Source organism: Prolixibacteraceae bacterium, from assembly GCA_019856515.1.
Taxonomy (GTDB): Bacteria; Bacteroidota; Bacteroidia; order Bacteroidales; family Prolixibacteraceae; genus Halosquirtibacter; species Halosquirtibacter xylanolyticus.
The window spans coordinates 3,795,339-3,818,946 of the sequence record CP082230.1 but is presented as its reverse complement, the minus strand read 5'-3'; the positions used below and the strand labels follow the sequence as shown (position 1 = coordinate 3,818,946).

General features: G+C 37.0%; 12 protein-coding genes. 3 read left to right on the top strand and 9 right to left on the bottom strand.

Annotation, left to right across the window (positions count from 1 at the left end; genetic code table 11):
* Positions 1 to 1,118: 1,118 nt before the first annotated feature.
* Positions 1,119 to 2,720, top strand: a complete 1,602-nt coding sequence (locus K5X82_14045) for an alpha-L-fucosidase (GenBank protein QZT36378.1) — start codon at positions 1,119 to 1,121, stop codon at positions 2,718 to 2,720.
* Positions 2,721 to 2,974: 254 nt separating this feature from the next.
* Here the strand turns inward: K5X82_14045 and K5X82_14040 are convergent, their stop codons facing one another.
* From K5X82_14040 to K5X82_14030, 3 genes are all read right to left on the bottom strand, one after another.
* Positions 2,975 to 4,255, bottom strand: coding sequence for a serine hydroxymethyltransferase (locus K5X82_14040; GenBank protein QZT36377.1), 1,281 nt, complete (start codon positions 4,253 to 4,255; stop codon positions 2,975 to 2,977).
* A 63-nt stretch (positions 4,256 to 4,318) separates the two neighbouring features.
* Positions 4,319 to 6,094 carry a chloride channel protein gene (locus K5X82_14035; GenBank protein QZT36376.1) on the bottom strand — a complete coding sequence of 592 codons (1,776 nt, stop codon included), beginning with the start codon at positions 6,092 to 6,094 and terminating at the stop codon, positions 4,319 to 4,321.
* Positions 6,095 to 6,390: 296 nt separating this feature from the next.
* On the bottom strand, positions 6,391 to 7,293 hold the full coding sequence (locus tag K5X82_14030) for an RluA family pseudouridine synthase (protein QZT36375.1): 903 nt from the start codon (positions 7,291 to 7,293) through the stop codon (positions 6,391 to 6,393).
* Between the two features lie 75 nt (positions 7,294 to 7,368).
* Here K5X82_14030 and K5X82_14025 point away from each other — a divergent pair, with 75 nt between their 5' ends.
* Positions 7,369 to 8,505 carry a hypothetical protein gene (locus K5X82_14025; GenBank protein ID QZT36374.1) on the top strand — a complete coding sequence of 379 codons (1,137 nt, stop codon included), beginning with the start codon at positions 7,369 to 7,371 and terminating at the stop codon, positions 8,503 to 8,505.
* A gap of 902 nt (positions 8,506 to 9,407) precedes the next feature.
* On the opposite strand, the gene pbpC is transcribed toward K5X82_14025, so the two are convergent.
* Positions 9,408 to 11,720: a penicillin-binding protein 1C gene (gene pbpC, locus K5X82_14020; protein ID QZT36373.1), complete on the bottom strand. Its 2,313-nt coding sequence runs from the start codon at positions 11,718 to 11,720 to the stop codon at positions 9,408 to 9,410.
* A 13-nt stretch (positions 11,721 to 11,733) separates the two neighbouring features.
* Entirely contained in the window at positions 11,734 to 17,196 is a 5,463-nt protein-coding gene (locus K5X82_14015; GenBank protein QZT36372.1) for an Ig-like domain-containing protein, read from the bottom strand.
* 367 nt (positions 17,197 to 17,563) lie between these two features.
* Here K5X82_14015 and K5X82_14010 point away from each other — a divergent pair, with 367 nt between their 5' ends.
* A complete protein-coding gene (locus K5X82_14010; protein QZT36371.1) occupies positions 17,564 to 18,991 on the top strand; it encodes an IS66 family transposase in 1,428 nt (475 codons plus the stop codon).
* A gap of 107 nt (positions 18,992 to 19,098) precedes the next feature.
* Here the strand turns inward: K5X82_14010 and K5X82_14005 are convergent, their stop codons facing one another.
* The 4 genes from K5X82_14005 to K5X82_13990 form a co-directional block, all read right to left on the bottom strand.
* Positions 19,099 to 20,154 (bottom strand): hypothetical protein, encoded by a 1,056-nt coding sequence (locus K5X82_14005; GenBank protein ID QZT36370.1) that lies wholly within the window; start codon positions 20,152 to 20,154, stop codon positions 19,099 to 19,101.
* Positions 20,155 to 20,356: 202 nt separating this feature from the next.
* Complete coding sequence (locus K5X82_14000; protein ID QZT36369.1) at positions 20,357 to 21,343, bottom strand: hypothetical protein; 987 nt, start codon at positions 21,341 to 21,343, stop codon at positions 20,357 to 20,359.
* Positions 21,344 to 21,583: 240 nt separating this feature from the next.
* On the bottom strand, positions 21,584 to 22,510 hold the full coding sequence (locus tag K5X82_13995) for a sirohydrochlorin cobaltochelatase (GenBank protein ID QZT36368.1): 927 nt from the start codon (positions 22,508 to 22,510) through the stop codon (positions 21,584 to 21,586).
* Positions 22,511 to 22,575: 65 nt separating this feature from the next.
* Positions 22,576 to 23,481 (bottom strand): sirohydrochlorin cobaltochelatase, encoded by a 906-nt coding sequence (locus tag K5X82_13990; protein ID QZT36367.1) that lies wholly within the window; start codon positions 23,479 to 23,481, stop codon positions 22,576 to 22,578.
* Positions 23,482 to 23,608 lie beyond the last annotated feature (127 nt).

Below are 23,608 nucleotides of genomic sequence, written 5' to 3'. Positions count from 1 at the left end.
ACCAACCTCGCACCTAATCCGTCGTTAATCCGTCCTTAATATATACTTAATCCGTCCTTTGTCCATGGTTTAGCCATGATTCGTCCATGGTTTGTCCATCGATTTCGGGGGTTTCGATGGCTGAACCATGGACGAATCATGGCTAAACCATGGACAAAGGACGTACTAGGGACGGGTTAACGACGGATTAGGGATGGATTAAGTCTGAGGTTGGTAGCTTTTAAGGCATAGTTAAGTAGGGAATCGATGGAGAGAAGGTGGAAAATAACGGTTTTTTATTGTGAGAGGAGATAAGTTACATCCCACGACAAAGTCAAGAAGAGGTCGTGTAAATTAAACTCTGTCTGGGTTATTTTTAGTGGTGATTTTAAATATACTGTTTTTATTTTCACGCAAGGTCATTTTTGAAAGAGTGATAAGATGTATTCTATCTAACGAAAAAGCATCTATGTCATATATCTAGATTGGAGGCAGACGACATTATAGATATATTCACTATATCCACATCATAGTAGGTTAAATGAGATAGGCCCGACTTTCAGCGCATTATTGCAGCAAATACAGATGGAGTGTTTTAAATAGGTTCTACCTGCCAATATAATCCTTGAGATCTCTTTTAATGATGCAAATAGATCTTAATATGGGAACACTTCATTAATTACTATAACATAAAGTCTACTCCACTAGGGTATTTGAAGAACTTTGATCGAAGCGAAATAGGAATTAATGCTGATGGTATGATACTACGACCTGGTTTAACCTTTCGATTTAGATCTAAATTTACGACACAACCTATATCGAGTCATAATACGTTATGGATGACTCCATCATATAGTTGGCAAAAGTAAGGCATAACGACAAAAATATAAGACGTTGTATTTGAAAGATATCCATGAGAGAGACTAAATAATGTTTTCTCTTATATGTATCAACATTCCATTACTATAAATTGTATACATAATTAACAGAAAACATTCGGTTCACCCCCACAAATATCACGAACAACATCCCATATTTGTTGTTGTTACAAAAGTCTTATTAAAAGTGCATTCATAAATATCAGTTGTCTAGAGTATTCCTCAAATTGCGATCAGTTAATAGATAAAGACTAGAGAGATATGAATACTATGAGACATGTTGCATTGTTATTGATTCTTGTATTTACAGGAACAGTAGTAAATGCTCAAAATCCTCAAAACTTACCTACACATAAGGTTAAGGGTGTTGGAGGAAATGATTGGAAAGGTGAAATAAATAACCGTTGGCTAGAACTTAAGAAAGAAGATATTCCAGAGTGGTTCTTAGATGCAAAATTTGGTTGTTATACACACTGGGGACCATATTCAGAGGCGGCATATGCTGGTCCTGATTATGTGAAGCGTATTTATGAAGCACAAAACACGCGCAAGCCAGATGATCGTAAATCGAAAGAGCACCATATAGAGAAGTATGGTAGCCTAAAAGATTACACATATATCGATATCATCAACGATTTCAAGGCACCTAAATTTGATGCTGGAGAGTGGGCACAATTGATGGCAGATGCAGGTTGTAAGTTTGGGGGTATTTGCCTTGTACACCATGATGGTTTCTGTATGTGGGATAGTAAACAGACCAGATGGAATGCTAAGAACATGGGGCCTAAAAAAGATATATATGGTGAAATAGCGACGGAAGTAAGAAAAAGAGGTATGAAACTCGCAGCTACATTTCACCATGCAAGGACATATGATTGGATTCTTAAGTCTGGTAAATATACAGAAGAGGAGAAGAAGTGGAATCCTATCTTCAATCCTGAATATAAAGATCTATTTCAGTCAAAACTTTATGTACAACCAGAGGAGTTTGGTAAAGAGTGGGCTGCAAAAGTAAGAGAAGTAGAGGACAAGTATGATCCTGATTTCATCTGGTTTGATGGATTAAACCCAAGAGATGGTGTATTGAATGAAGATTCTGTATTGAATATCCTAGAGAATCAATACAGCAAAAAAGGGCATTTGGTTGCCAACAAACTACCAGGAGGTCGCAAGCAGTGGAATTTCCCTAAAGGAGTAGGTATTCGTTGTTACGAAGGTAACAGAGACATGGAACCAAATCCATCGGGTTATTTTCTTTCGGACAGAGCAATTGGTTATCCATGGTGTTGGGTAGAGAATAAGAAATATCGCTTTGGTGCAGACTACCACATAAATATCCTTGTGGATTTGGTAAGTAGAGGTGGTATTTACTTGATATCTCTTACACCTAAAGGAGATGGTTCGATTGCCAAAGCAGAACAAGATATCATGAAAGGAATGGGTGCATGGTTGAAAGTTAATGGTGAAGCCATTTATGCTACCCGTAAATGGAGAACTGCGGGTCATGGTGACACACAGTTGATCAAGATGAAAGAGAGCAGAAACTTACTATTCTGGGATTATCACAATTATGGTAAAAACGAAGTTCGCTACACACGTAAAAAAGATAACAGCGCAGTATATGCAATTACCACTACATGGAAAGACCATGGCACGTTGGTTCTTCCAGAGCTAGCAAAGGGAGAGAAATTTGCAAAGAAAGGTATTGCAAGAGTAGAGCTATTAGGCTCAAAAGAGAAGATAGAGTGGACAAGAAGCTCAAAAGGTTTAGAGATTAAGTTCCCTAATAACAAGCCTTGTAAAGCACAATATTCATTCAAGATTGTACCAAAAGGGAAATTAGTTAATTACGATAGAAGTTAGTATTATTTTTCATACTCTTGGGTAAGGGCACCAAATCAAAAAAGCCCTTATATTATTGGATTTTAGATTAATAGAGATTAACGCCTGACAGACGGTTCGCACAAGGAGCCTGACGTTGGGTGTTTCTCGTATATCCTATCTTGTGGTACATACATCTGGGCATAAAAAAATCTCCATTAAGCTAAATGTGTTATTTAGCTTAAGGAGATTTTTTTTATCGTATTAAGATGATCTAGAACCTAAATTATTTGGTATTACCAAGCAAATTTAGGTAGAGAAGACATCATTTCGTTTACTCTTTTCTTCACAGAGGCAATCACCTCTTCATTTTCGATATTTGAGATCACCTCGTCAATAAGATCAACAATAGGAGCCATATGCTCTTCTTTCAATCCACGAGTTGTGATTGCAGGCGTACCTACACGAAGACCTGAAGTAGAGAAAGGAGAACGAGAATCGAAAGGCACCATATTCTTATTGATTGTGATATCCGCTTTCACCAATATATTCTCGACTTTCTTACCTGTGATATCAGGGAATTTCGTACGAAGGTCGATCAACATTAGGTGGTTATCTGTACCATCAGAGATCACTTTGTATCCTTTGTTTACGAAAGCTTCAGCCATCACCGAAGCATTCTTCTTCACCTGAGCTTGGTAGTCTTTGTATTCTGGTTTTAGGGCTTCACCGAAAGCAACTGCTTTGGCCGCAATCACATGTTCAAGAGGACCCCCTTGAATACCAGGGAATACAGAAGTATTCAACATTGCAGACATCATTTTCTCCACGCCTTTAGGTGTTTTCACCCCCCAAGGGTTTACAAAATCTTCTCCCATAATGATGATACCACCTCTAGGTCCACGTAATGTTTTATGAGTAGTAGACGTTACGATGTGGGCATGAGGAACAGGGTTGTCCAAGATACCAGCAGCGATAAGTCCGGCAGTATGTGCCATATCTACCATAAAAAGAGCTCCAACTTTATCCGCGATCTCTCTCATACGAGCATAATCCCACTCTCTAGAGTAAGCAGATGCACCACCAATGATCAGCTTTGGCTTTTCAGTAAGTGCTATTGCTTCCATTTTATCGTAATCGATCATTCCAGTAGACTCCTCTACTGTGTAAGCCACAGGCTTATAAAGCAATCCTGAGCTATTCACAGGGGAACCGTGCGAAAGGTGTCCACCATGCGCTAAGTCAAGGCCCATAAATTTATCTCCGGGTTTCAAGCAAGTAAGAAGCACCGCCATATTAGCTTGTGCACCTGAGTGAGGCTGAACATTAGCATATGTTGCGCCATAAAGTTCACAAAGGCGATCAATAGCAAGTTGCTCCACTTGATCTACTACTTGACATCCACCATAATAACGGTGTCCAGGATATCCTTCGGCATATTTATTTGTCAAACAAGAACCTGCTGCTTCCATCACTTGATCAGAAACAAAGTTTTCTGAAGCGATCAGCTCAATACCTTCCAGTTGTCTCTTGTCTTCTTGCTCGATAAGATCGAAAACTTGCGTATCTTTTACCATGGTAATAATTCGATAAGGTTAAAAAATAAATAATGAACTTTGGTTTTTGGAATTGAAAAAGCTTTATTCATCGGAGAAGTGAACTAAAACACTTCTATAAGCACTAAAGATAGTTGCTTTCGAGATAAAACCAATATATTTTCTATTCTCCACGACCGGTAAGTTCCATGCCCCCGAAGATTTAAATTTTTTCATAACTTTTTCCATACTTTCGTCAGGGTGTACCATTTCAGGTGGCATAACCATCAAATCTGTGACGTAAGTTTTATGATACATCTCCTTGTTGAACATGATACTACGGATATTATCAAGAAGGACCACGCCTCTAAAATTATTATCCTTATCGATCACAGGGAATATATTTCTTTTACTTTTAGAGATCAATTTAACCAAATCACCGAGACAAGCATCCTCGTCGACAGTAATGAGATCGGTTTCAATCACTCTTCTAAGCTTCATCAATGTTAGAACTGTCTTATCCTTATTGTGTGTTAAAAGCTCACCTCTTTCGGCCAAGTGAGAATGGTATAACGAGTGTTTCTCAAAAGCTAATATCGTCAAATAAGAACAAGCGGAAGAGATCAGAAGCGGAACAAACAGCGTATATCCTCCAGTAATTTCAGCAATTAGGAATACTGCGGTCATTGGAGCAAACATAACACCAGCCATGACACCAGCCATTCCATATAAAGCATAATTTTCGGTTGCCAACTCAGGACTTCCTTGGTTTATTATTGATGAAAAAATAAATCCTGCAAAGCATCCCATAAATAGCGTAGGAGCAAAAATACCCCCAACACCACCTGCACCCGTTGTGATTGCAGTAGCAAATACTTTGAATGCTAATATGGCAATAAAAACAAGAATAAGTATCGTTTGGTTGTTCTTGAAAGAGAAGAAAACAGAATTATTTAACACATCTGTGTAGTTCCCATTTAGAATCTGATTGATAGAGACATATCCTTCACCCCATAAAGATGGGAAAAGGAAAATTAATAGACCTAAACCTACGCCACCGATAATTACTCTATGTATGAAACTCTTTTGTTTTTTGAAATGTCCCTCGACCCATCTCATCACACGCGTGAAGTAAACTGATATAAGACCACATAAAACACCTAGAATAATTACCCAGTGTAGATTGTTCACATCGAAAGACTCATGGAGACTAAATCTAAAGTGATAGCTATCCCCCATCAAGAAGTAGGAGGTGGTGGTTGCAGTCACCGCTGAAATTAACAGGGGTAGCAACGAGGACATTGTTAAGTCGATCATTAGTACCTCTATCGTAAAAAGGAGACCAGCGAGTGGCGCATTAAAGATTCCGGCGATAGCAGCAGAAGATCCACAACCAGCCAGTAGGGTAATCGCACGATAGTTTAAACGAAAGAACTGGGCAAGATTGGATCCAATCGCAGCGCCCGTAAGTGCTACGGGAGCCTCAGCACCAACAGAACCTCCGAAACCGATGGTGATGGTACTAGTGACCATCGAAGAGTACATATTATGTTTTGAGATCTTACTATTCTTCTTTGAGAAAGCATAAAGGATCTTAGAGACCCCATGTCCTAGATCTTCTTTAATGACATATTTAATTAGAAGGACAGTGATTAAAATCCCGATCATTGGATAGGCTAAGTATTGATAGCTTACATCATCAACACTGAAGTTTCCTGTCAAATGGTGAATGGTGAAATGAATTAGGTTTTTAAGGGTAATGGCAGCCAAGCCACTCAAGGCCCCGACAACTAAACTAAGAAGTAGAATGAATTTGCGTTCTGATATTGTATCCATTCTCCACTTCTCAATCTTCTTTAATATTGCATTCATTTTTTTCATAACGGGGGCAAAATTACGATTTCATATTGTATAATTTTAGCGAAACAGTATATTTTTTCCTTAACTATTAGGTTTTTATGATAAGGTTAATGCTAAAAACAGATGATATGATTTAAGTGGCACAACATCCTTCAGTTATGTTAAACCCAGCATATACTGACAGAGATAATAATATGTTTGAAAATTGGATATTAGATTTAATAATTCTCGTCAATTGACAGGCCACCCGTGTTTTTATCATCTCTTCATCTTCATATTTATGAAAAGTTTCATTAACCTTAGGATTGTATATTGTATCAATCAAGATACTTCTCAGCTTGTTGTTTTTCTATAGACATTCGTTTATAGAATTTATGAGGGAGAGGTATTTCGACATGCAGAGAGCATTGTGTCATGGGATGAATGAGGTCTAATGAAAAAGCACATAGGAATAATCCCTTATGCTTTAGTATCTTTCCTTCCACGCCATATAGAGTATCACCTAATATTGGTGTATCTCTTAGCGACATATGAATACGCAACTGATGGGTACGACCAGTTATGGGAGAAAGCTCTACGAGTGTCAGTTTCTCAGAACGTAGAGAAGGCACCACATCTATTTTACGGTATTTAGAGCATGCACACAGTCCATCGATAGGTAGCTTGATCTCCCCCTCAACATCAATATCTCCCATAATTAAGGCTTGATATTTCTTAGTTATCCTTCGTTCTTCTAGCATCTGACCAAGTAGCATTCGCGTTCTCTTTGTTTTGGCGATAATGACCAAACCAGAAGTTGCTTTATCTAAACGGTGAATGGCTCGTGGATTTACGTATGCATCTGGCTGCTCACTATGGATTAACTTTCCTTGAAGTGCATTCTCTAGTGTATCGAAACGATTTCCACTTGTAGTGATGCCTGCAGGTTTATCAACAATAGCCATCCAATCATCTTCATAAACTATCTTAACCTCTATATCATAAGGCTTTAACAGAGTCTCTATTTGTTGATAAAGTGATATTTGCATTCCCTCCTTAACCCAATCACCAGAAGAAGCTCTACGCCCATCTATATGTATCCATCCTTTGGCTAGTGTCTTTTTAATACTTTTTGATGAAGGTAACTCAACAAAAACACCCTTTAAATAGTTATATAAACGTATATCCTCTGTAATATGGGGAACGATATGAATCGAGACCACTTCTAGTTTATTTTGCATGATAGCATCACTGTTTGAATATGAGGCTACAAAAATAATAAATAAGAGGGAGTCATCGGATTAAACTGTGAAGAAATGATATACGATCACCATAGTACTATTGATAAAGAGTACGAAACGTTAAAAGAGAAGATTTTAGAAGCTCCAACACGAGAAGCGAATAGGTATATCTCTGAATATATTGAGAGTCTCAACTCGATATATATATTGGTAGGAACAGACCTTGTCTTGAATATGCTTTCGGAGTTAAAAGCACATATTCACTTTGGTTGCTGGTATCTAGAGCGCTCTAGTGATATTCCCAACCTCTATCGTGTGTTACATACCTTAGAGCAATTACCTGTATTCCTTCATCACTATCTGCCCTACAACGAGCATTTAACCACTCTATCGATTAAGGAGAAGTATCTATCGAGAGAGCACCAGTTACATCAGTTGCTACTCTCCTTTGCAGTAAAGCTCCTTGAGATAAAGCAAAAAGAGGCAATCAAGGTTCCCATGGTGATACTCTCCTTCGAGATCATACAAGATCTACAGATTGAGTTTATTGTGGAAGATATTGAACCTCATTTTTTTCCAATATTTGAAATTCTAGATGATGGGTTTCTTCCTCCTCTAGTTATCATTATGGACCACTATTATGTCGGCAAAGAATCTGTTCCCTCAACGAAGCTACTGCAACTTATTAGAGATAAATTTAAATATACCGATGAAGGTATGTTGGCATTAGATATCCTTGTTTTTCTACAGAATATAGGAGAACACGAACAAGAACAATCAGTAGCTTTGATGACGCAGTGGCAAAAGGCCAAATCCATAAGAAAAGATTTTCTATGGGATGCCTCCGATTTCGATGAAGGGTATGATGATACACCATGGATAGAAGAGTCACCATTGGATAATAAGACCTATCAATTCTTTGAAGAACTGTATCAGACACATGAAAAGAGAGAGATTGCAGAGGAGTTATTGTCACTTCTACATCAGTATGAATCACTTGATATCGAAAAGATAAGGGTTATCTCCCAAAGAAACGAACTCTCTTTTATCTCCATTATCAATGAGCGGAGTCAAAAAAGCGAATGTATTGATAAGATACGTCTATTCTTACAGGGGTTAGACAGAAATATGACGATTCTTATCATAAGTGAATACCTTATTCTTCAAGAAATTATCACGGAGCATGAATTAAACGAAATAAATAAGAGATAGCACTAATGCTCATTCTTAGAATCGTAATATCCCTTAAATTTTCATGTTAAAAGAGAAGGTGACATATTACACTCTGAAAGTATATCATTTTATGACCTATTCTTTTAAGCCTAGATTGATGATGATTTCAGAAGTGGAAGGCTGTAGGTTCGACCATCTTTTATGATTTACGATGGTCAATGAAATGAAAAGGAGCATACTTACAGCACCTACTCTGTTTTTCATCTATCCGCAGTGCTCCGCACTGGGCTAGAAATTGTAGCATCTTCAGTGCATGTTGTCAATATATGGATCGAAACAAAGAATCTATTTATTTAGACCTGAAAACTAGAGAATTAATGGCAACAAACACACTCTTAAGCTAGAGGGTTGACACACTCATTTAGCCCTAATTTTCAAATCGTATGGTATAATACAGCACCTCATTAATACTATCGATCTATCATATTATTGAAATTATATGTCTATATATTGAAAAGATTTTGGAAATCATTTGAAATGATATACATTAGCAGAAGATAAATACAGAGAGACACTGCATAGTTCTTCTATCGTTATTTTCATGGAAGAATCCTTACTAATTAGGACCTTTATTCAAATCATTACCCTTTCAATTTTTGATAATCAAATAAGCTATAGGCTTATTATACGATAACCAAGAAAAGCTTTAACAAACATGTTCAAGCATTTCTCAGCAACAAGAAAAGCCGAATACGCTCCCAGCGTGTCCGGCTTTGTTTATATTTAGATATTATCTAACTCCATTGGAAAATCAGAGCATACACTCTTGCCTTGCAATAGACAAGGTGTATTCAATACTGTTGGACTAGAAGCTCAAGAGACAAAAGATCTTATTAAACCATAGGGATCTGTGTATGACATTGAAGACTAGATATGTTGAATTAATTCACCGTAAATTTTACAGATGCTTCATTTCCTTTATCATCTTGGATCACTAATCGATGGCTTCCCATTTCTGGAGAGATAGCCACTTGATGAATTATTTCAGTCATTCCAATATTTTCGCCATCTAAGAACCAATAGAGCACTTCATCTTCATGGCTTGATGTAGCTCTTAAGATTACTTCAGTAGGTTTACCATTGAAATCTCTAGGAACGGTTATCGCGATACCTTTAGAAGGATATATAATGCCAATAGTATTTTCGGTGTTCCATTTGCCTTCAGACAGACGTGGAGGGACGACCACATAATCTGCATGGTATTTCTTATAGTAGTAGGCCATTTGTGGCGGAAGAATAAACCACTTCTTTTTCACCATCTTTGAGATCGGGTAGTTAGAGCTATTTACTCTAAAAGATTCTGTCTCGTCTAACATCACGTCTTGATGATATGGGCAGGGTTCCGTTTCAAAGACTTGTTTTCCAACAAGGATGGTATCTATTCTAGCGCAACGTTTGGATGCTCTAAAGCCACTTTCGTGACACACGGCAAGTTCTTCAAGATCTCTTGACGGGGTTTGGAACCATTGTGCTTTGGGTAGTAGATGGTAGATGTCGAATAGTAGAGGTGCTGCAGCCAATACGCCTGTACAAGCAGGGCGCCCCTCTCCAGTAGCATTTCCGACCCATACACCAATGGCATATTTAGGATTTGTTCCAATGGCCCATGCATCTTTAAAACCATAACTCGTCCCCGTCTTCCAAGCCAATGGCTCATAAGAATCAAGGTACTTCCATCCGACTTCATTCATCGGCCTATTGACCGTTTGCAGTGCCTTGAAGGTATTCCATATAGCCGCTTTGCTTAATGGCATATCTTGTCGTTTATATAGTGTACCTCCTTTAATAATATTTGGAGAGAATACAGCTTCTTTGCGACTTGTTTCTAAAGCCCTTGCCATGGATGCATAAGCACCAACCATTTGCCACAGACTCGATTCGCCCCCACCCAGTATCAACGAGAGCCCATAGTAGTCGGCTGAACGAGAAAAGGAGGACATCCCAAGGTGTTTTAACAACGACAAGAAACGTGGGGTTGAGTAGGATCTCAACATAAATACGGAAGGAACATTTAAAGATTCACTTAACGCCTGATTGGCCGCTACAGCACCTCTAAACTTATGGTCGAAGTTTTTTGGAGCATATCCATTCATGAAGATAGGATAATCAGGAATAATGGTGTAGGGGGTAATATATGATGCATCTTGCATGGCAGCATAAAGGAAAGGCTTTAGAAGACTCCCCGAACTTCTCTTGGCCTGCACCATATCCACAGCACCTTGATTTGGGTCATCCCAATCCACATTGCCAATATAAGAGATCACCTCTCCTGTTTCGACAGACATCACCAACACCCCAATATTATATATGCCATTGGCACGATACTTTACAGAGTAGTTCGAAACAATTGATTGAATTCTATTTTGTAGATTTATATCTAGAGAAGTGTGTGTTGCATTACCGGGAGAGATTCTTTTTGTCCATTGAAGGGCATGCATAAATTTCTTGGGAAAAGGGCGTATTGAAGATGGTATACGTTCTAATAGAGAAAGTTCGTAGGACTGCTTATCCATCTTTCCTTTAGCATACAATTTCTTTAGCAGTCTATCTCTCTTCTGTTTTAATAACTTGTTATTGCGCCCAGGGTAGATAACGGCAGGAGCATTTGGAAGCACAGCCAGGGTTGCTGATTCAGCCCAAGTGAGCTTAGTAGAGGCACATCCAAAATATCGCCATGAGGCAGCTTCTATCCCTACGATATTTCCACCATAAGGAGCATTGTTAGCATACATACGAATGATATGCTCCTTGGAATGAAGTATATCTAGTTTTATTGCCAACACGGACTCGTAGAACTTATTCCATATATTACGAGATCTATTCCCTAGCGCCATACGAGATACCTGCATCGTAAGGGTACTAGCACCACTCACGACCTTTCCATATTTCATGTTCAGGTATATCGCTCTTACCGTAGATTTAAAATCAACACCTATATGGTGATAGAAGTTCTCATCTTCGCATGTTATCAATGCTTCTTTAAACTTATCACCAATATGATGGTTATCGGGGAAACGCCACTGCTGATCTTGTGCAAGCGTCGCGCCGATAAGTTCATCATTTCGCCCAAAAAGGACAGTAGATTTTGGTGTATGAAACGAAACTACTGGTAAGATTATCCAAATAGTTAAACCAATAAACAAGATGGAGATCCATCTCTTGACTCTTTTAGAACATTTCACCTGTAGTCTCATCTCCTATATAACATTATTTAATTTCGATAACCTTAGCTGCACTGTTAGCATGAATCTGATGGTTATACATTGCTTCCACAGATATTGCAGGCCACTTGTAGACGCCAGTATAGCTTGCATTAAATGTAATCTCCACCTCAACGGATTCTTTGTCATCTAGATCGAAATATGAATACACTTCGCTATCTCTCACCTCTTGGTAGTTTATGTATTCAGGCAGCGCGCTCTTTCTATTCAATATTTCAACCCCAGAAGGAAGAGGAATAGTTAATGCGATCTCTTCAAGGTCCCAGTTACTTTGATTTCGAACAGATACAGTCAACTTATAATCCTTTCCCTGTACCAAAACAGAGTCCTTTACGATATGCTTCTTTTCATCAAAAAGGATTGGATTAATAGTCAATATATTAGAGGATGGTTTAACAAAAGCATCAGAACGTTGATAAGATTGGTTTATTGTAATATAAGCTGCTTTGTTGCCTTTGTTTTCAATCTCTATAGAGGTCGTCTTTTTAAATTCATTATCGTAAACTGAAGAAACGACAGGAGTAACTTGAGATGAAGTCTTATCCCCATCGATAGAAGAGGTCAAAGTTGTGATATTTGCATCATCATTCTGCTCAGACATAAAGCCATGCATTGCAATGAGAGCAAAACAAGTAGTCTGAGTACTCATCCATACATCAGAACTAAGTTTCTTTGCAAGATCTTTAGCCAAAGTGAATGCAATATCTCTCTTACCTAATATATCTAAAGTCATCAATCGAATTGCTTTATCTCTGTCCTTAGATCCAAAAGAGCTAGAAGACCATCCTTTTTCGTAAGAAGGGTATGAAAGATCTCTTAGGTCTATTAAAGACTCAGCTGTTTCTTTACGTCCAAGTTGCGCATAAGCTGCCGACAGAAGCCATGGGGTTGCACTATTGGTAATAAGCTCATCACCTTCTCTCATTCGGTTCATTGCACCCAGAGGAGCTTCACCAGCCATAACCAAGACAAACAGACGATAAGATTGAACGACATCATTGTCATCAAGACTCCATCTGTTTGCAAGAGACATTTGATAGCTTATCCAATTTGTCAACATATCTCCCGGAATAAAATATCCTGCTTTTTTAGCCATCACCATAAAGTGACCAGCATAACAAGATGCCCATTCAGAAGAGTAATGTCCTCCTGGCCAATATGAGAATGAACCATCGGACTTTTGGAAAAGCAGTAATCGTCTCAGTCCACGTTGTACATTATCCTCCATTGTTTGACGCTTATTCGAATCGATATTTTTATCCTTAAGCATCAATAATTGAGGGAACACACTTGAGGTTGTTTGCTCTAGACATCCATGAGGATAAACAATCAACTGCTCCATTCTCTGATCCATATTACAGGCGATCATAGTGGAAGCGTTTATCGACAGACTTTTGCCAATCTCATTGGCTTTAATTACCGCATCATATGTATAACTCTCTCCAGGCTCTAATTTCTTTGAGACCACCTTATACTGAATAGGATTGGAGTTGTCCACATGGATATCAATTTTATATGAAGCAGAGTAACTCCCACTTTTGGCAGATACCACTATTGTGGCAGGACCAGTAACTTTAGATGTCTTTAGATTAAAGTATGCATCTTTCTCTTGTTCGTCGCCCATTGAAACAGATTGCTTGGCCTCACCAACGAGAGCAACAGTTCCACTTACGTTAACTGAAACTTCCACATCGTCATCCATCTCTTTATTTGCAAAGATCGAAACAGGAAGTTTAAATGTCTCCTCTAGATCTAGAGTACGAGGTGCATCTGCCAAGATCATCAATGGATCAACGACCTTAACAGGTTTTTCTGTTGAACCATAACTGCGCTCATTTGATGCCACTACCATTACACGAACTTCACCGGAGTATGAAGGAAGCGGAAACTCATGTGTCTCTTTATCTCCTGCATTCAAATGGAAAGGTCCCGCATACATTACCACAGGCTTAAATCTCTTTGCTTTCTTATGAGAAGGATCATCAAGCATACCATCTCCTCCAACAGGAACCAATTTGCCCAATCGACCAGAGTACATCCCTAGTATGTCATTATATATATCCCATGTAGAAACACGCAATGCCTCTTCACGATAGAAATAGGTCCAAGGTGCAGGTGTTTTGAAGTTAGTAATTCCGAGTAGTCCTTCATCAACAATAGCCAAAGTATAGTCCATTGGTTGTCCACTTCCCTCACTAACTTCAACCTTAATTTTACGTTTCGCTCTTACTTCATCTTTACATTGAATCACAGGCTTCAAGTGGGTTTCAGGATCCTCCACTTTCACTCGTTGTATGCCATATAGACGAATAGGATGATCATTCTGTGTAACTTGATAAGGTTGTATATATGTTACATATAGATAGACATTTGGAGCCATCACTCCCTCCGTAGGAATAGATACTGTTGTTTGATTATCCTCTGTTTTTACCCATATCTGTTTTACAACCTCCGCTCCTTTTTCGATCGAGATCAAGGCATGGCCTCCTTTTTCACTAGGAAATAAGAGTTCGATGTTCTCCCCTTTAACCACACGCTCTTTCTTCAAGTTAAGGTTCAAAAGGTTTTCTGCTCCTCCATCTTTTTTACTATTGCCTGGCCAATCACAGAAAATAACCTTAGTGACTGTATTACCATCTGGTAATTTTACTACGATAAGATAACGTCCCCAATCACGATCACGTACTTGGAAAGCAAAAGATGCCTTACCATCTTTTGAATTAAGATTACCACTTTTATATGCGCTGTATCTGCGACCATCCACATAACGAGCTAAAGAAGATACTGAAGAGGCATCCCACCACCATGAGTAGTCTACTTTGTATACTTGATATTTAATCAAAGAGAATCCTTTTGCCAAGTTTGGCTTTAATACGACCAGATCACAATTAATATTTTTCTCTGTATCATAGTAAGACCCATAACTTTTGGTTCCAGAAATTCGCATTCCCACAAAATTTTTGAATGGATAATAATCCTTCGAGAATTCTGAGGTACTAAAAGTTCCACCATCTTCATATACTCTAGTTTCAAGATCCAAAGCAACCAAAGGCTCTTTTATGTTCTCTTTACTAAGCGTAAGTGCGACATTGGCATTCCCTTTGTCATCCGTTTTACCGTCCCAGATATTACGATATGATGAACGTAAAGTGGAAACTTCATTTTGGAATGAATAGCCGGCATATCCCTTGATCTTAATCTTCTTTCTTCGTACGCGAGCATCCACAGTCATCCTTTTTGATTTTGCGGGAAGACCATGTAACCACTTCGTATTGAATATCTCTTTGGATATCTTTCCCACTTCAAGACTTTCGGGTTCATCCACCCATTTAATCTTCATTCTATTGGGACGAAAGGTTTCGATTCGTAATACTTTATTGAATGTCAAGCCGCCAAACTTCACCTTTAGGGTCCAGTTTCCTGTTGGATCAACTTGCTTGGTCGCCGTTCGGTAAGCCACCATGCTCTCCTTCTTCATCATGACTTTTTTGTCTTTCAACACCCCTTTGGTGTCATAAAGCTCATAGACTACAGGATAGCTATCACCCAAATGTTTTTTCGGATCCTTGATAATGGTAGACACGAAGATGGAATCACCTGGTCTCCAAACATCACGTTCGCCATAAGTATAGGCAGTAATCTGATTCTTGTTAACAGTACCAGAAACATCAAAGTCACTTATCATTTGCTCATTAGAACCCAACTTCAAGAATCCCCAATCATCTCCTTTTTGAGCTAGCACCAAGATTGCAGGAGTTAATGTCTTTAGCTTTGCAAAACCATCCTTATCGGTAGTCTGTTCTGCAACCACTTGATTTTGGAAGTTTAATAGTGAGATCTTTACCCCATCCATAGGAGCCGAAGAAATTAGATCACTGGCTGCAATATGATATACATTCCCTTCTTCTTTCTTCGCAATCAAACCAATATTAGAGCTAATCACATACCTTGATATTGACCTTGAACTGCTATAGTAAGCTGCATTAGAAGCATCGTCTCTTTTACGCCAATCATATAGATTATTCGCTTGATAATAATCCTCTTCTCCCCATACGTCATCATTATCCCAAAAACCATTGTCTTTAGGCTCTTTAAGCTTCATACTTCTAAGCTCTGCTAAGGTCTTACATGGATATGTAGAGTAAGTAGGTCGCATTCCAACAGTAACCTGATAAATTTCGTTAGGTTTGACATCAATGATTTCAGGAATATTGATTGCATATGCACTCTTTTCGTTTACTACATTTCCTTCGAGCTTCATCTTTTCGCTATACACAATACGTCCATATCTTCGAGGAGAGGAGCTTGATGAAGTTATATTATGCTGTTGTAAAAAGAAAGGAATATTATTTTGGAAAATTCTAACGATACGAATGTCTACTGCATCTAGGTTCACGGCACTAAATGGGATAATAAATCCACTTGCATTAGGAACAATATTACCTTCCCCTTCGAAAGTTAGTTCTGGTTCCACAGAGGTAAAGTAGATCGATTTAGTAAACGATGTACCTAACTTCTTTCCTTTACTACTCTTTAAAGATGAAGATATGTTTAGAACTTGCTCTCCCGATAAAGGGCTATCTGGATATAAGATAACTTTATTTCCACTAATGGTCGCCCCTAATTTACATCCACTGATACGAAACAATCCTTTAAGATTTTGTTTGGTATTTAAAGGTTCAGAAAAAGAGACCGTGATTACAGGAGAAGTAGAGGAAGTGACGCGAATCGCTTGATATTTAAAATCCCCCATAGCAGGAACCGTCAACGTCTTCTTACCCGTCCTATCAATATCTAACTCTTTACCATTCCATTTAAAAGTGACATTGAAGGGTTTATCCTTTCTTGTTATGTTATCCACTTTGTAGAAGAACGTAGAGCCAACAGAGGTCCATTCAATTTTATATTTCTTATCAGATTCTACAGATAGGGCAGCTTTCGCTTTATCTGCATCCACAACATCATTAAATTTTATTGATCCTTTACAACTCATCTTTGTTGGATCATCAAAATTAGATTCTAAACTTCCAATTACAACAGTGAAATTTGGAACAATAGTTTTGAAATTGAAGCTATAATCATCAATTCCTTCTTTGGTCGGATAAAGTTCAGGCAGATCTACCTCCACTTCATATTTTGTCCCACTCTTTAACTTCTCTGTAGGGGTAATTATTAGTTGCTGATTTCCAATCCACTTTGATGTATACTCAAAACTAGGAGAGAAATCTAATATATCGTCAATGTCGATAGATACATCCGTGATTACTTCAGTAAATTCGATCAAGATAGGGCCTTTTACACTTACACCATGATTTGAAGTCATCGATATAAGGCTTGACACTTCTTTATTATTTTGATCCTTACCCCCTGATGTTAAGTTACATCCTTGAATAAAAATCATTATGGCTATCAAGTTGGTTAATAGCCAAGGGAAACGAGAACTATTCATAAACAATCTCTTAATAATGTATGATTTATATAATTTTAATATAGGTGACTGCAAAAATAATTATAATATGATAATTATTGGCTCTTTATGAGACATAATCATAAACAATTATTGCACAAGGAAAATAATACCGTCAATTATGATGAATGTACCTTTCAAGGGTTTGTATTATCATGGTAAGAAATAAACACCATGTAGCTCAAAGAAAAAGAATCGTAACTACTCAGGTTCTTCAGATAGGTTTTAATCGACAAAAACTTCAAACACGTTGATTTAATGTACAATGTTGATAGATAACAATGTATTTGTTGATTACTTTTAGTTGTTATCTTTTCTATTTTGACCATATGAATAGATCTTTGCAGGCATGAACAAAGTTGATCGTTTAGAAAAAGAAAATAAGGCATTAAAAGAGCAAGTACAATCTTTACTGGCAAAATTAGACATTGTTATGTCGGAGGTAAGAGCTTTGTCAGAAGAAAATGCGATGCTTCATGCTAAGGTTAAGACTCTTGAAGATCAACTATCACGTAGTAAGAAAAATAGTGGTAATAGCAGTTTTCCTCCATCTAGAGATTTATCGACAGTAAAGAAGAATCAATCTCTTCGCAAGAAATCTAATAAAAAATCAGGAGGTCAACTTGGTCATAAAGGCATGACTTTATTTCAAGATGCCACACCGACCGATATCGAATCTCATCATCCTTTAGGTAAGTGTAGTTGTGGAAACACATTGAATCCTGAGGATGCTAAGTTGCTATGCAAGCGTCAAGTTTTTGATATCCCCCCTGTTATTGACCCTATATGTATTGAGCATCGTCTTTATGAGAATAGATGCAGTTGTGGACAAATCCATAAAGGAGCTATGCCATCCAATGTTAATGCACCAGTTCAATATGGTCCCAACATACGTTCGCTAATTCTTAGTCTGCATATAGAGCACTATATCCCTTTAAATCGTATTAGTACGCTAGTAGAAGAGCTGACTTCATATAAAATAGGAGATGGAACTATTGACAATATTTTAAAACATGCAGAAAAGGTATTCACTCCTCTATATGAATCACTACGTCAATCTATTGAAGATGCCAATATAGTTGGATCTGATGAAACAGGTTGTAAAATAGATGGCAGTAAAGGATGGATGTGGGTTTGGCAAAATTATGAACTAACTTTTATTAGAGCTCACAGATCTAGAGGATATAAAGTTGTGGAAGAAAATTTCAAAGATGGATTTACTAAGGCGACTTTAGTAAGTGACTGCTATGCTTCACAACTGAAAACTCCAGCCAAACATTATCAGCTATGCTTAGCACATTTACAGCGTGAATTGATCTATATCAAAGAACAGACCACCAACAACTGGGCACAAGATATTTTAGACCTTTTTACTGCATCGATGAAATTAAAACGGGAATCCGAAGAGAGTGATTTCCCTCTAGACAAAAATGCTTCATTTAAAACCAGATTAATAGAACTTCTGAAGATCGACACCTACGATAATCAACTCGATGAAATCAGAACATTACGGAAACGATTAATGAAAAAAATAGATAGTGTATTTACTTTCTTAAATCATTATGAAGTCCCGTTTGATAATAATGCTTCGGAAAGAGCAATGCGTAATATCAAGGTAAAACAGAATGTGTCTAAGGGATATCGCACAGAAGAAGGGGCGCAGAGGTATGCCATGTTGCGATCTATAACCGACACATTAAAGAAACAAGGAAAGAGTGTTCTGAACATGATCGCATATTGGCTATCATGCAATAATGTTGCTGTAAGCTGGGAATAGACAACTTTGGACTATATCTTTTTGAACCATTATTTAAAATTTAATAAAAACTAAACTATAATACTACCTGAGTAGTTACAAAGAATCTCTTTGAGCTATATGTTTATCTAAAATGTAATACGATCAATTTTACTGCTATTTATATCATGTGATAGAACCATACCATGCTCTACATGCACCATATTAAGAGAAATTGGAAGAGGGACAGTCTCACCGTAGGTTTTCTGAACCCAATGTTTTCCATGATCGGCTGACAAGTAAATACAAAGTCTCGTAACGGGAATTTCAGGTACAATTCCATCAGGGAATTTCACGTAGTAGTATCCAAACATGACACGTGTTCCATCTGTATTATGCCCAATATCAGTAGGTACAACATGATCAATATTCTCATAAGATTCAAAATATTGATAATCCAAAGTTTCCATTACTTTATTTTTATATCTATCATGAAAGATAATTTCATTCCCAATTACATTTTGAATTTCAGTGTAGTGCTCGAGTGTCTCACCTTTTTTAAGCCAACTATGGCCATCATCATTACTAATTAAAAAACCATAATCTTCTTTATTATATTTTCCAATCACGATAAAATCACCATTCTCTTTACGATAAAAATTCTGTCTTTTATCGATACTTAACCCCTCTATTTTTTTCCACGTTAAACCACCATCAACCGTTCGGAAGACCGATTTAGTGTCTGTTTTTATAAAACCTATATCTCCATTAAAAAGGTTCATCATGTCAAAAAGATTTATCGTATCAAAGCTGAATTTCACATTCAAGCCACCCATATTGGGTGTTATTACCTTACCATTTTTATAAACTAACAAGTAACCTTTTCCATTCTTCTCTGCAATTATAACACAGTTATGTTCATCAAAACATTTGATATATATAAGTCCCTTACTATCATATATCTTATTCCAGATCTTGCCTCCATCTTCCGTTTTATAGAGACCATCTTCTCGGACTCCAAAACCATGATCTTTATCTGAAAAATCAACACGATATAATGAAATATTTGCATCGATTGTTTCCACCTTGAAGTTATACAAATCATACTGCTTTATATTCTCATTCTGGGTACAACTCATAAACCATAGCGTAGATAGCACATAAACAATCCTCTTTGTAGAGTGGATAGGGATCTTTCTTTTCATAAGACTTTTTTTTAGATTACATTAATTTAAACCAATCAGCCTATAGATTGTAATAAATAACACTGATATAGTTGTATTATAAAAATACATCAATAAATATCAGATATCTAAACATGACCTTGTCCACATGATAATCATAATAATTACTTAATCTCTAGAAACAGATCCTATATATTTCACTGCTTTATTAATCAAATGTAGGTTAGTAAGTAATTCGATATAGTTGATTGGCACTAATAATATGAGATATAATTATATTATCCTCAGCATCTATAATTCCATGGTTATGACCTACATCAAAAAAATGACCATTCGCATCGGTCCAAGAATCTCCTCTATCCCTTGAGAAAGTTAGCCGACCAAAAGGTGTGATATGATATGGAAGATAAAAAACACCAAAGACTGCATAAGTACCATCAGACTTTGTAGCAATATGTTTAACTTTTATCTTACTCATATCATCAAATACTTCGAATTCAGTAAAATCAGTTGTACTCATAACCTGATGTGACTGTGTTTCTTCGAACAGGATATCGTATCCATCAGTTGCATAAGTGATTAAATGGGCTTCTTTAAAGGGGGTATTGATATGCTTCCAATTAACGCCACGATCCATACTTAGAAGTATAACCCCCTTTGAGGGACTGCCAACCAACAATTCTCCATTTAATCGAGATACCATAGAAATAATTGATACTCCCTGTAAATAATCTATCTTTTTCCAATGTACCCCAGCATCATCAGTATGATAGGATATTCCTTCTTTCGTTTGCAAGAATCCTACTCCATGATTGAAGAGTTTTATGTCAATAAAAGTACTAAGAGTCTCAAAAGCTTGTTTGATAATACGAAAAGTTTCTCCATCATTTGAAGTATAGACATACCCACTTCTTTTAGGTGCTTCAGGATATGCATAGACCAATAATTTTCTATCATTAAAACACTTCACCTGTTTCAATTCAGCACTATCCAATCGTTTTATCCAAGATAAACCACCATCTTCAGTTATATAGAGACCATCATCCGTAATGCCAGCCCCGTAGTCATTATCAGCAAAGTCAATCTGAATAAAATCTTCATCTAGTAAGATACTTTCAATGATAAGATTGTTTAAATTGTAACCCTCAAGATTAGGAGTATTAGCACAGGATGTAGATAGAATGAGAAATACAGAATAACATATTATCATTTTTATTAATACAACAAGGCTTCGAGGTAGTTTACTGGGGATCATATGAATTAAGAGTTTTATATTCAGACTATAAATATAAAATCATAATTATTGTTCTCTGCAAATACATCCACAACAAAAACACTAATTACTCAAGATTAACAATTTTTACATCTATATACTAAGAAAGAAGAAGATAACCCTATATTTAATGAGTTCATCTTCTCCTTTCTATAACATTCAATTCACAAAATATTATTATTTCAATGCTTTTACTACAGCATTAAGGTGTTTAACCCAGATAGCAACAACACTATCATAATCTCCAAGCCCCTTAAGAGGCTCATCTTTAACATCTTTTTTGCGAACAAGATTTACTGTATAGCCAGCTTTTTCCAATTGGGGCTTCCAACTATATTTATCATCTCCTGCCATATCATTAGAGGCGTGATCTCCTGCTACAGACATTAAGGGAATAAGCGTAATATTCTTATCTTGAAGTTTTAATGCTTCAAGTTTTGTGATTACATCAATAACATCAGGTTTTGCCTCTACAGTACCCACAATAAATTTAGGATCTTTTGCCTTGAAGAAATCTCCGACTCTAGTGTAACGATCGTTAGCCGCATGTGTTGAACCATGCCCCATCATTAGAACTGTTTTTCCTTTTAGATCGTCTAATCCAACCATTATTTCAACAAGCTCTTTCATATCCTCGTCTGTATTCATCAAAGGTGTTCCCAATGTAATCTTTACATTCTTGTGTTTGGCATCAAGGTCATCAACAAGTTTTTTCACATCGTTGTATTCCAAACCAGGAATAAGATGAAGTGACTGTACTGCAATCTTACTATATCCCTCCTTGATAAGCTTCGTTAAAGCCTCCTCTGGAGAATCAACATTCTTAAATGGACTATTTTCTCTCTTAATAAGAATATTACGAATGATGTAAGAAGTAAATGCCCAGCGAATCTCCGCATCAGGATTTGCTTTTGCCACTTCCTCTTTGATATTCATTAAAGTAGCTTCTGGGCCTTTATAAGAAGAACCAAAACTAGCCAGTAGGATAGCTGTTTTATCTGCATTTTTCTTCTCTACAACTACATTATCATCATCTTTTGAACACGATGTAAATATCCCTAAGATAAGGGAAAAGATCATAACACTTTTTAAAACTGTCTTCATTTTTCTTTAGGTATTTAATTTAAAAGATTATCATATCTCGTTAGGAAAGATTTGACACCTTTTAGCTAATGATGGCAACACTTTTTTTGGTCATCTTTCATAGATGCTTTAAGGTGTTGTACAAAAATATCGACCACTTCATCGTAATCGCAAAGACCTTGTAATAGAGGAGAAACAGCATAATTATTTTTCTCAAGAACTGTTTTCCAACTATCTTCTTCATCTCCTGCCATATCATTGGTTGCATGATCGCCTGCAACGCTCATTAATGGCATAAGCAGTATGTTTTTCGAAGAGAGTTTAGCCACCTCTTCTACTACATTCTCTATATCTGGTTTTGCTTCTACTGTACCTACAATAAAACTTGGATGCTCTTTCCTAAAAATATTTCCAATTCTCACATACCTATCGTTGGCTGCATGCACAGTTCCATGTCCCATCATCACCACTGTTTGGTCATTCTTATCAAACTTATGAACCAAGATATCAGCCAATTGATTCATATCCTTATCTGTATCCATTAGTGGTGTTCCAAGAGACAAAGTCAACTGAGGATTCGCTTGTTGAAAAGCTTCCACTTTCCCTTTTAAGTCGTTATACTCTGTTCCTGGAATAATATGTAATGACTGAACTGCTATTCGTTGATATCCCTCTTTTTTAAGTTTTAATAAAGCATCCTCAGGAGCATTTACTCCTTTGTACGGACCGACCCCTCTTTTATGAAGAATCTTTCGAATAATTCGTGAAGTAAAAGCCCACTGAATTTCAACATCAGGATAAGCCTTCACAAACTCTTCCTCAATATTCTTAAAAGTAGCTTCAGGACCTTTATATGAAGAACCAAAAGTCACCAATAGGATGGCCTCTTTACTATCCTTACTTGTTGCTTTTGTTCCATTAGAGACACATGAAGTGAATCCAATGAACATCATCAAAACAACCACTACACTTCTGACACTTTTCAAAATCATAACTTTATTATTTATACCAATTTGATGAAACAAACATATTCATTTAAACGTAATTATCTGTCTAAGATTCATATTGAAGAATCTTGTTTCAGGAAACAAATCATATTCGAGCTATTAGAAACAGCTT

Bases quoted from the DNA above. Each gene is read 5' to 3' on its own strand.
- K5X82_14045 (QZT36378.1), top strand. From the start codon at position 1,119: ATGAATACTATGAGACATGTTGCATTGTTATTGATTCTTGTATTTACA.
- K5X82_14040 (QZT36377.1), bottom strand. From the start codon at position 4,255: ATGGTAAAAGATACGCAAGTTTTCGATCTTATCGAGCAAGAAGACAAG.
- K5X82_14035 (QZT36376.1), bottom strand. From the start codon at position 6,094: ATGAAAAAAATGAATGCAATATTAAAGAAGATTGAGAAGTGGAGAATG.
- K5X82_14030 (QZT36375.1), bottom strand. From the start codon at position 7,293: ATGCAAAATAAACTAGAAGTGGTCTCGATTCATATCGTTCCCCATATT.
- K5X82_14025 (QZT36374.1), top strand. From the start codon at position 7,369: ATGATATACGATCACCATAGTACTATTGATAAAGAGTACGAAACGTTA.
- pbpC (QZT36373.1), bottom strand. From the start codon at position 11,720: ATGAGACTACAGGTGAAATGTTCTAAAAGAGTCAAGAGATGGATCTCC.
- K5X82_14015 (QZT36372.1), bottom strand. From the start codon at position 17,196: ATGAATAGTTCTCGTTTCCCTTGGCTATTAACCAACTTGATAGCCATA.
- K5X82_14010 (QZT36371.1), top strand. From the start codon at position 17,564: ATGAACAAAGTTGATCGTTTAGAAAAAGAAAATAAGGCATTAAAAGAG.
- K5X82_14005 (QZT36370.1), bottom strand. From the start codon at position 20,154: ATGAAAAGAAAGATCCCTATCCACTCTACAAAGAGGATTGTTTATGTG.
- K5X82_14000 (QZT36369.1), bottom strand. From the start codon at position 21,343: ATGATAATATGTTATTCTGTATTTCTCATTCTATCTACATCCTGTGCT.
- K5X82_13995 (QZT36368.1), bottom strand. From the start codon at position 22,510: ATGAAGACAGTTTTAAAAAGTGTTATGATCTTTTCCCTTATCTTAGGG.
- K5X82_13990 (QZT36367.1), bottom strand. From the start codon at position 23,481: ATGATTTTGAAAAGTGTCAGAAGTGTAGTGGTTGTTTTGATGATGTTC.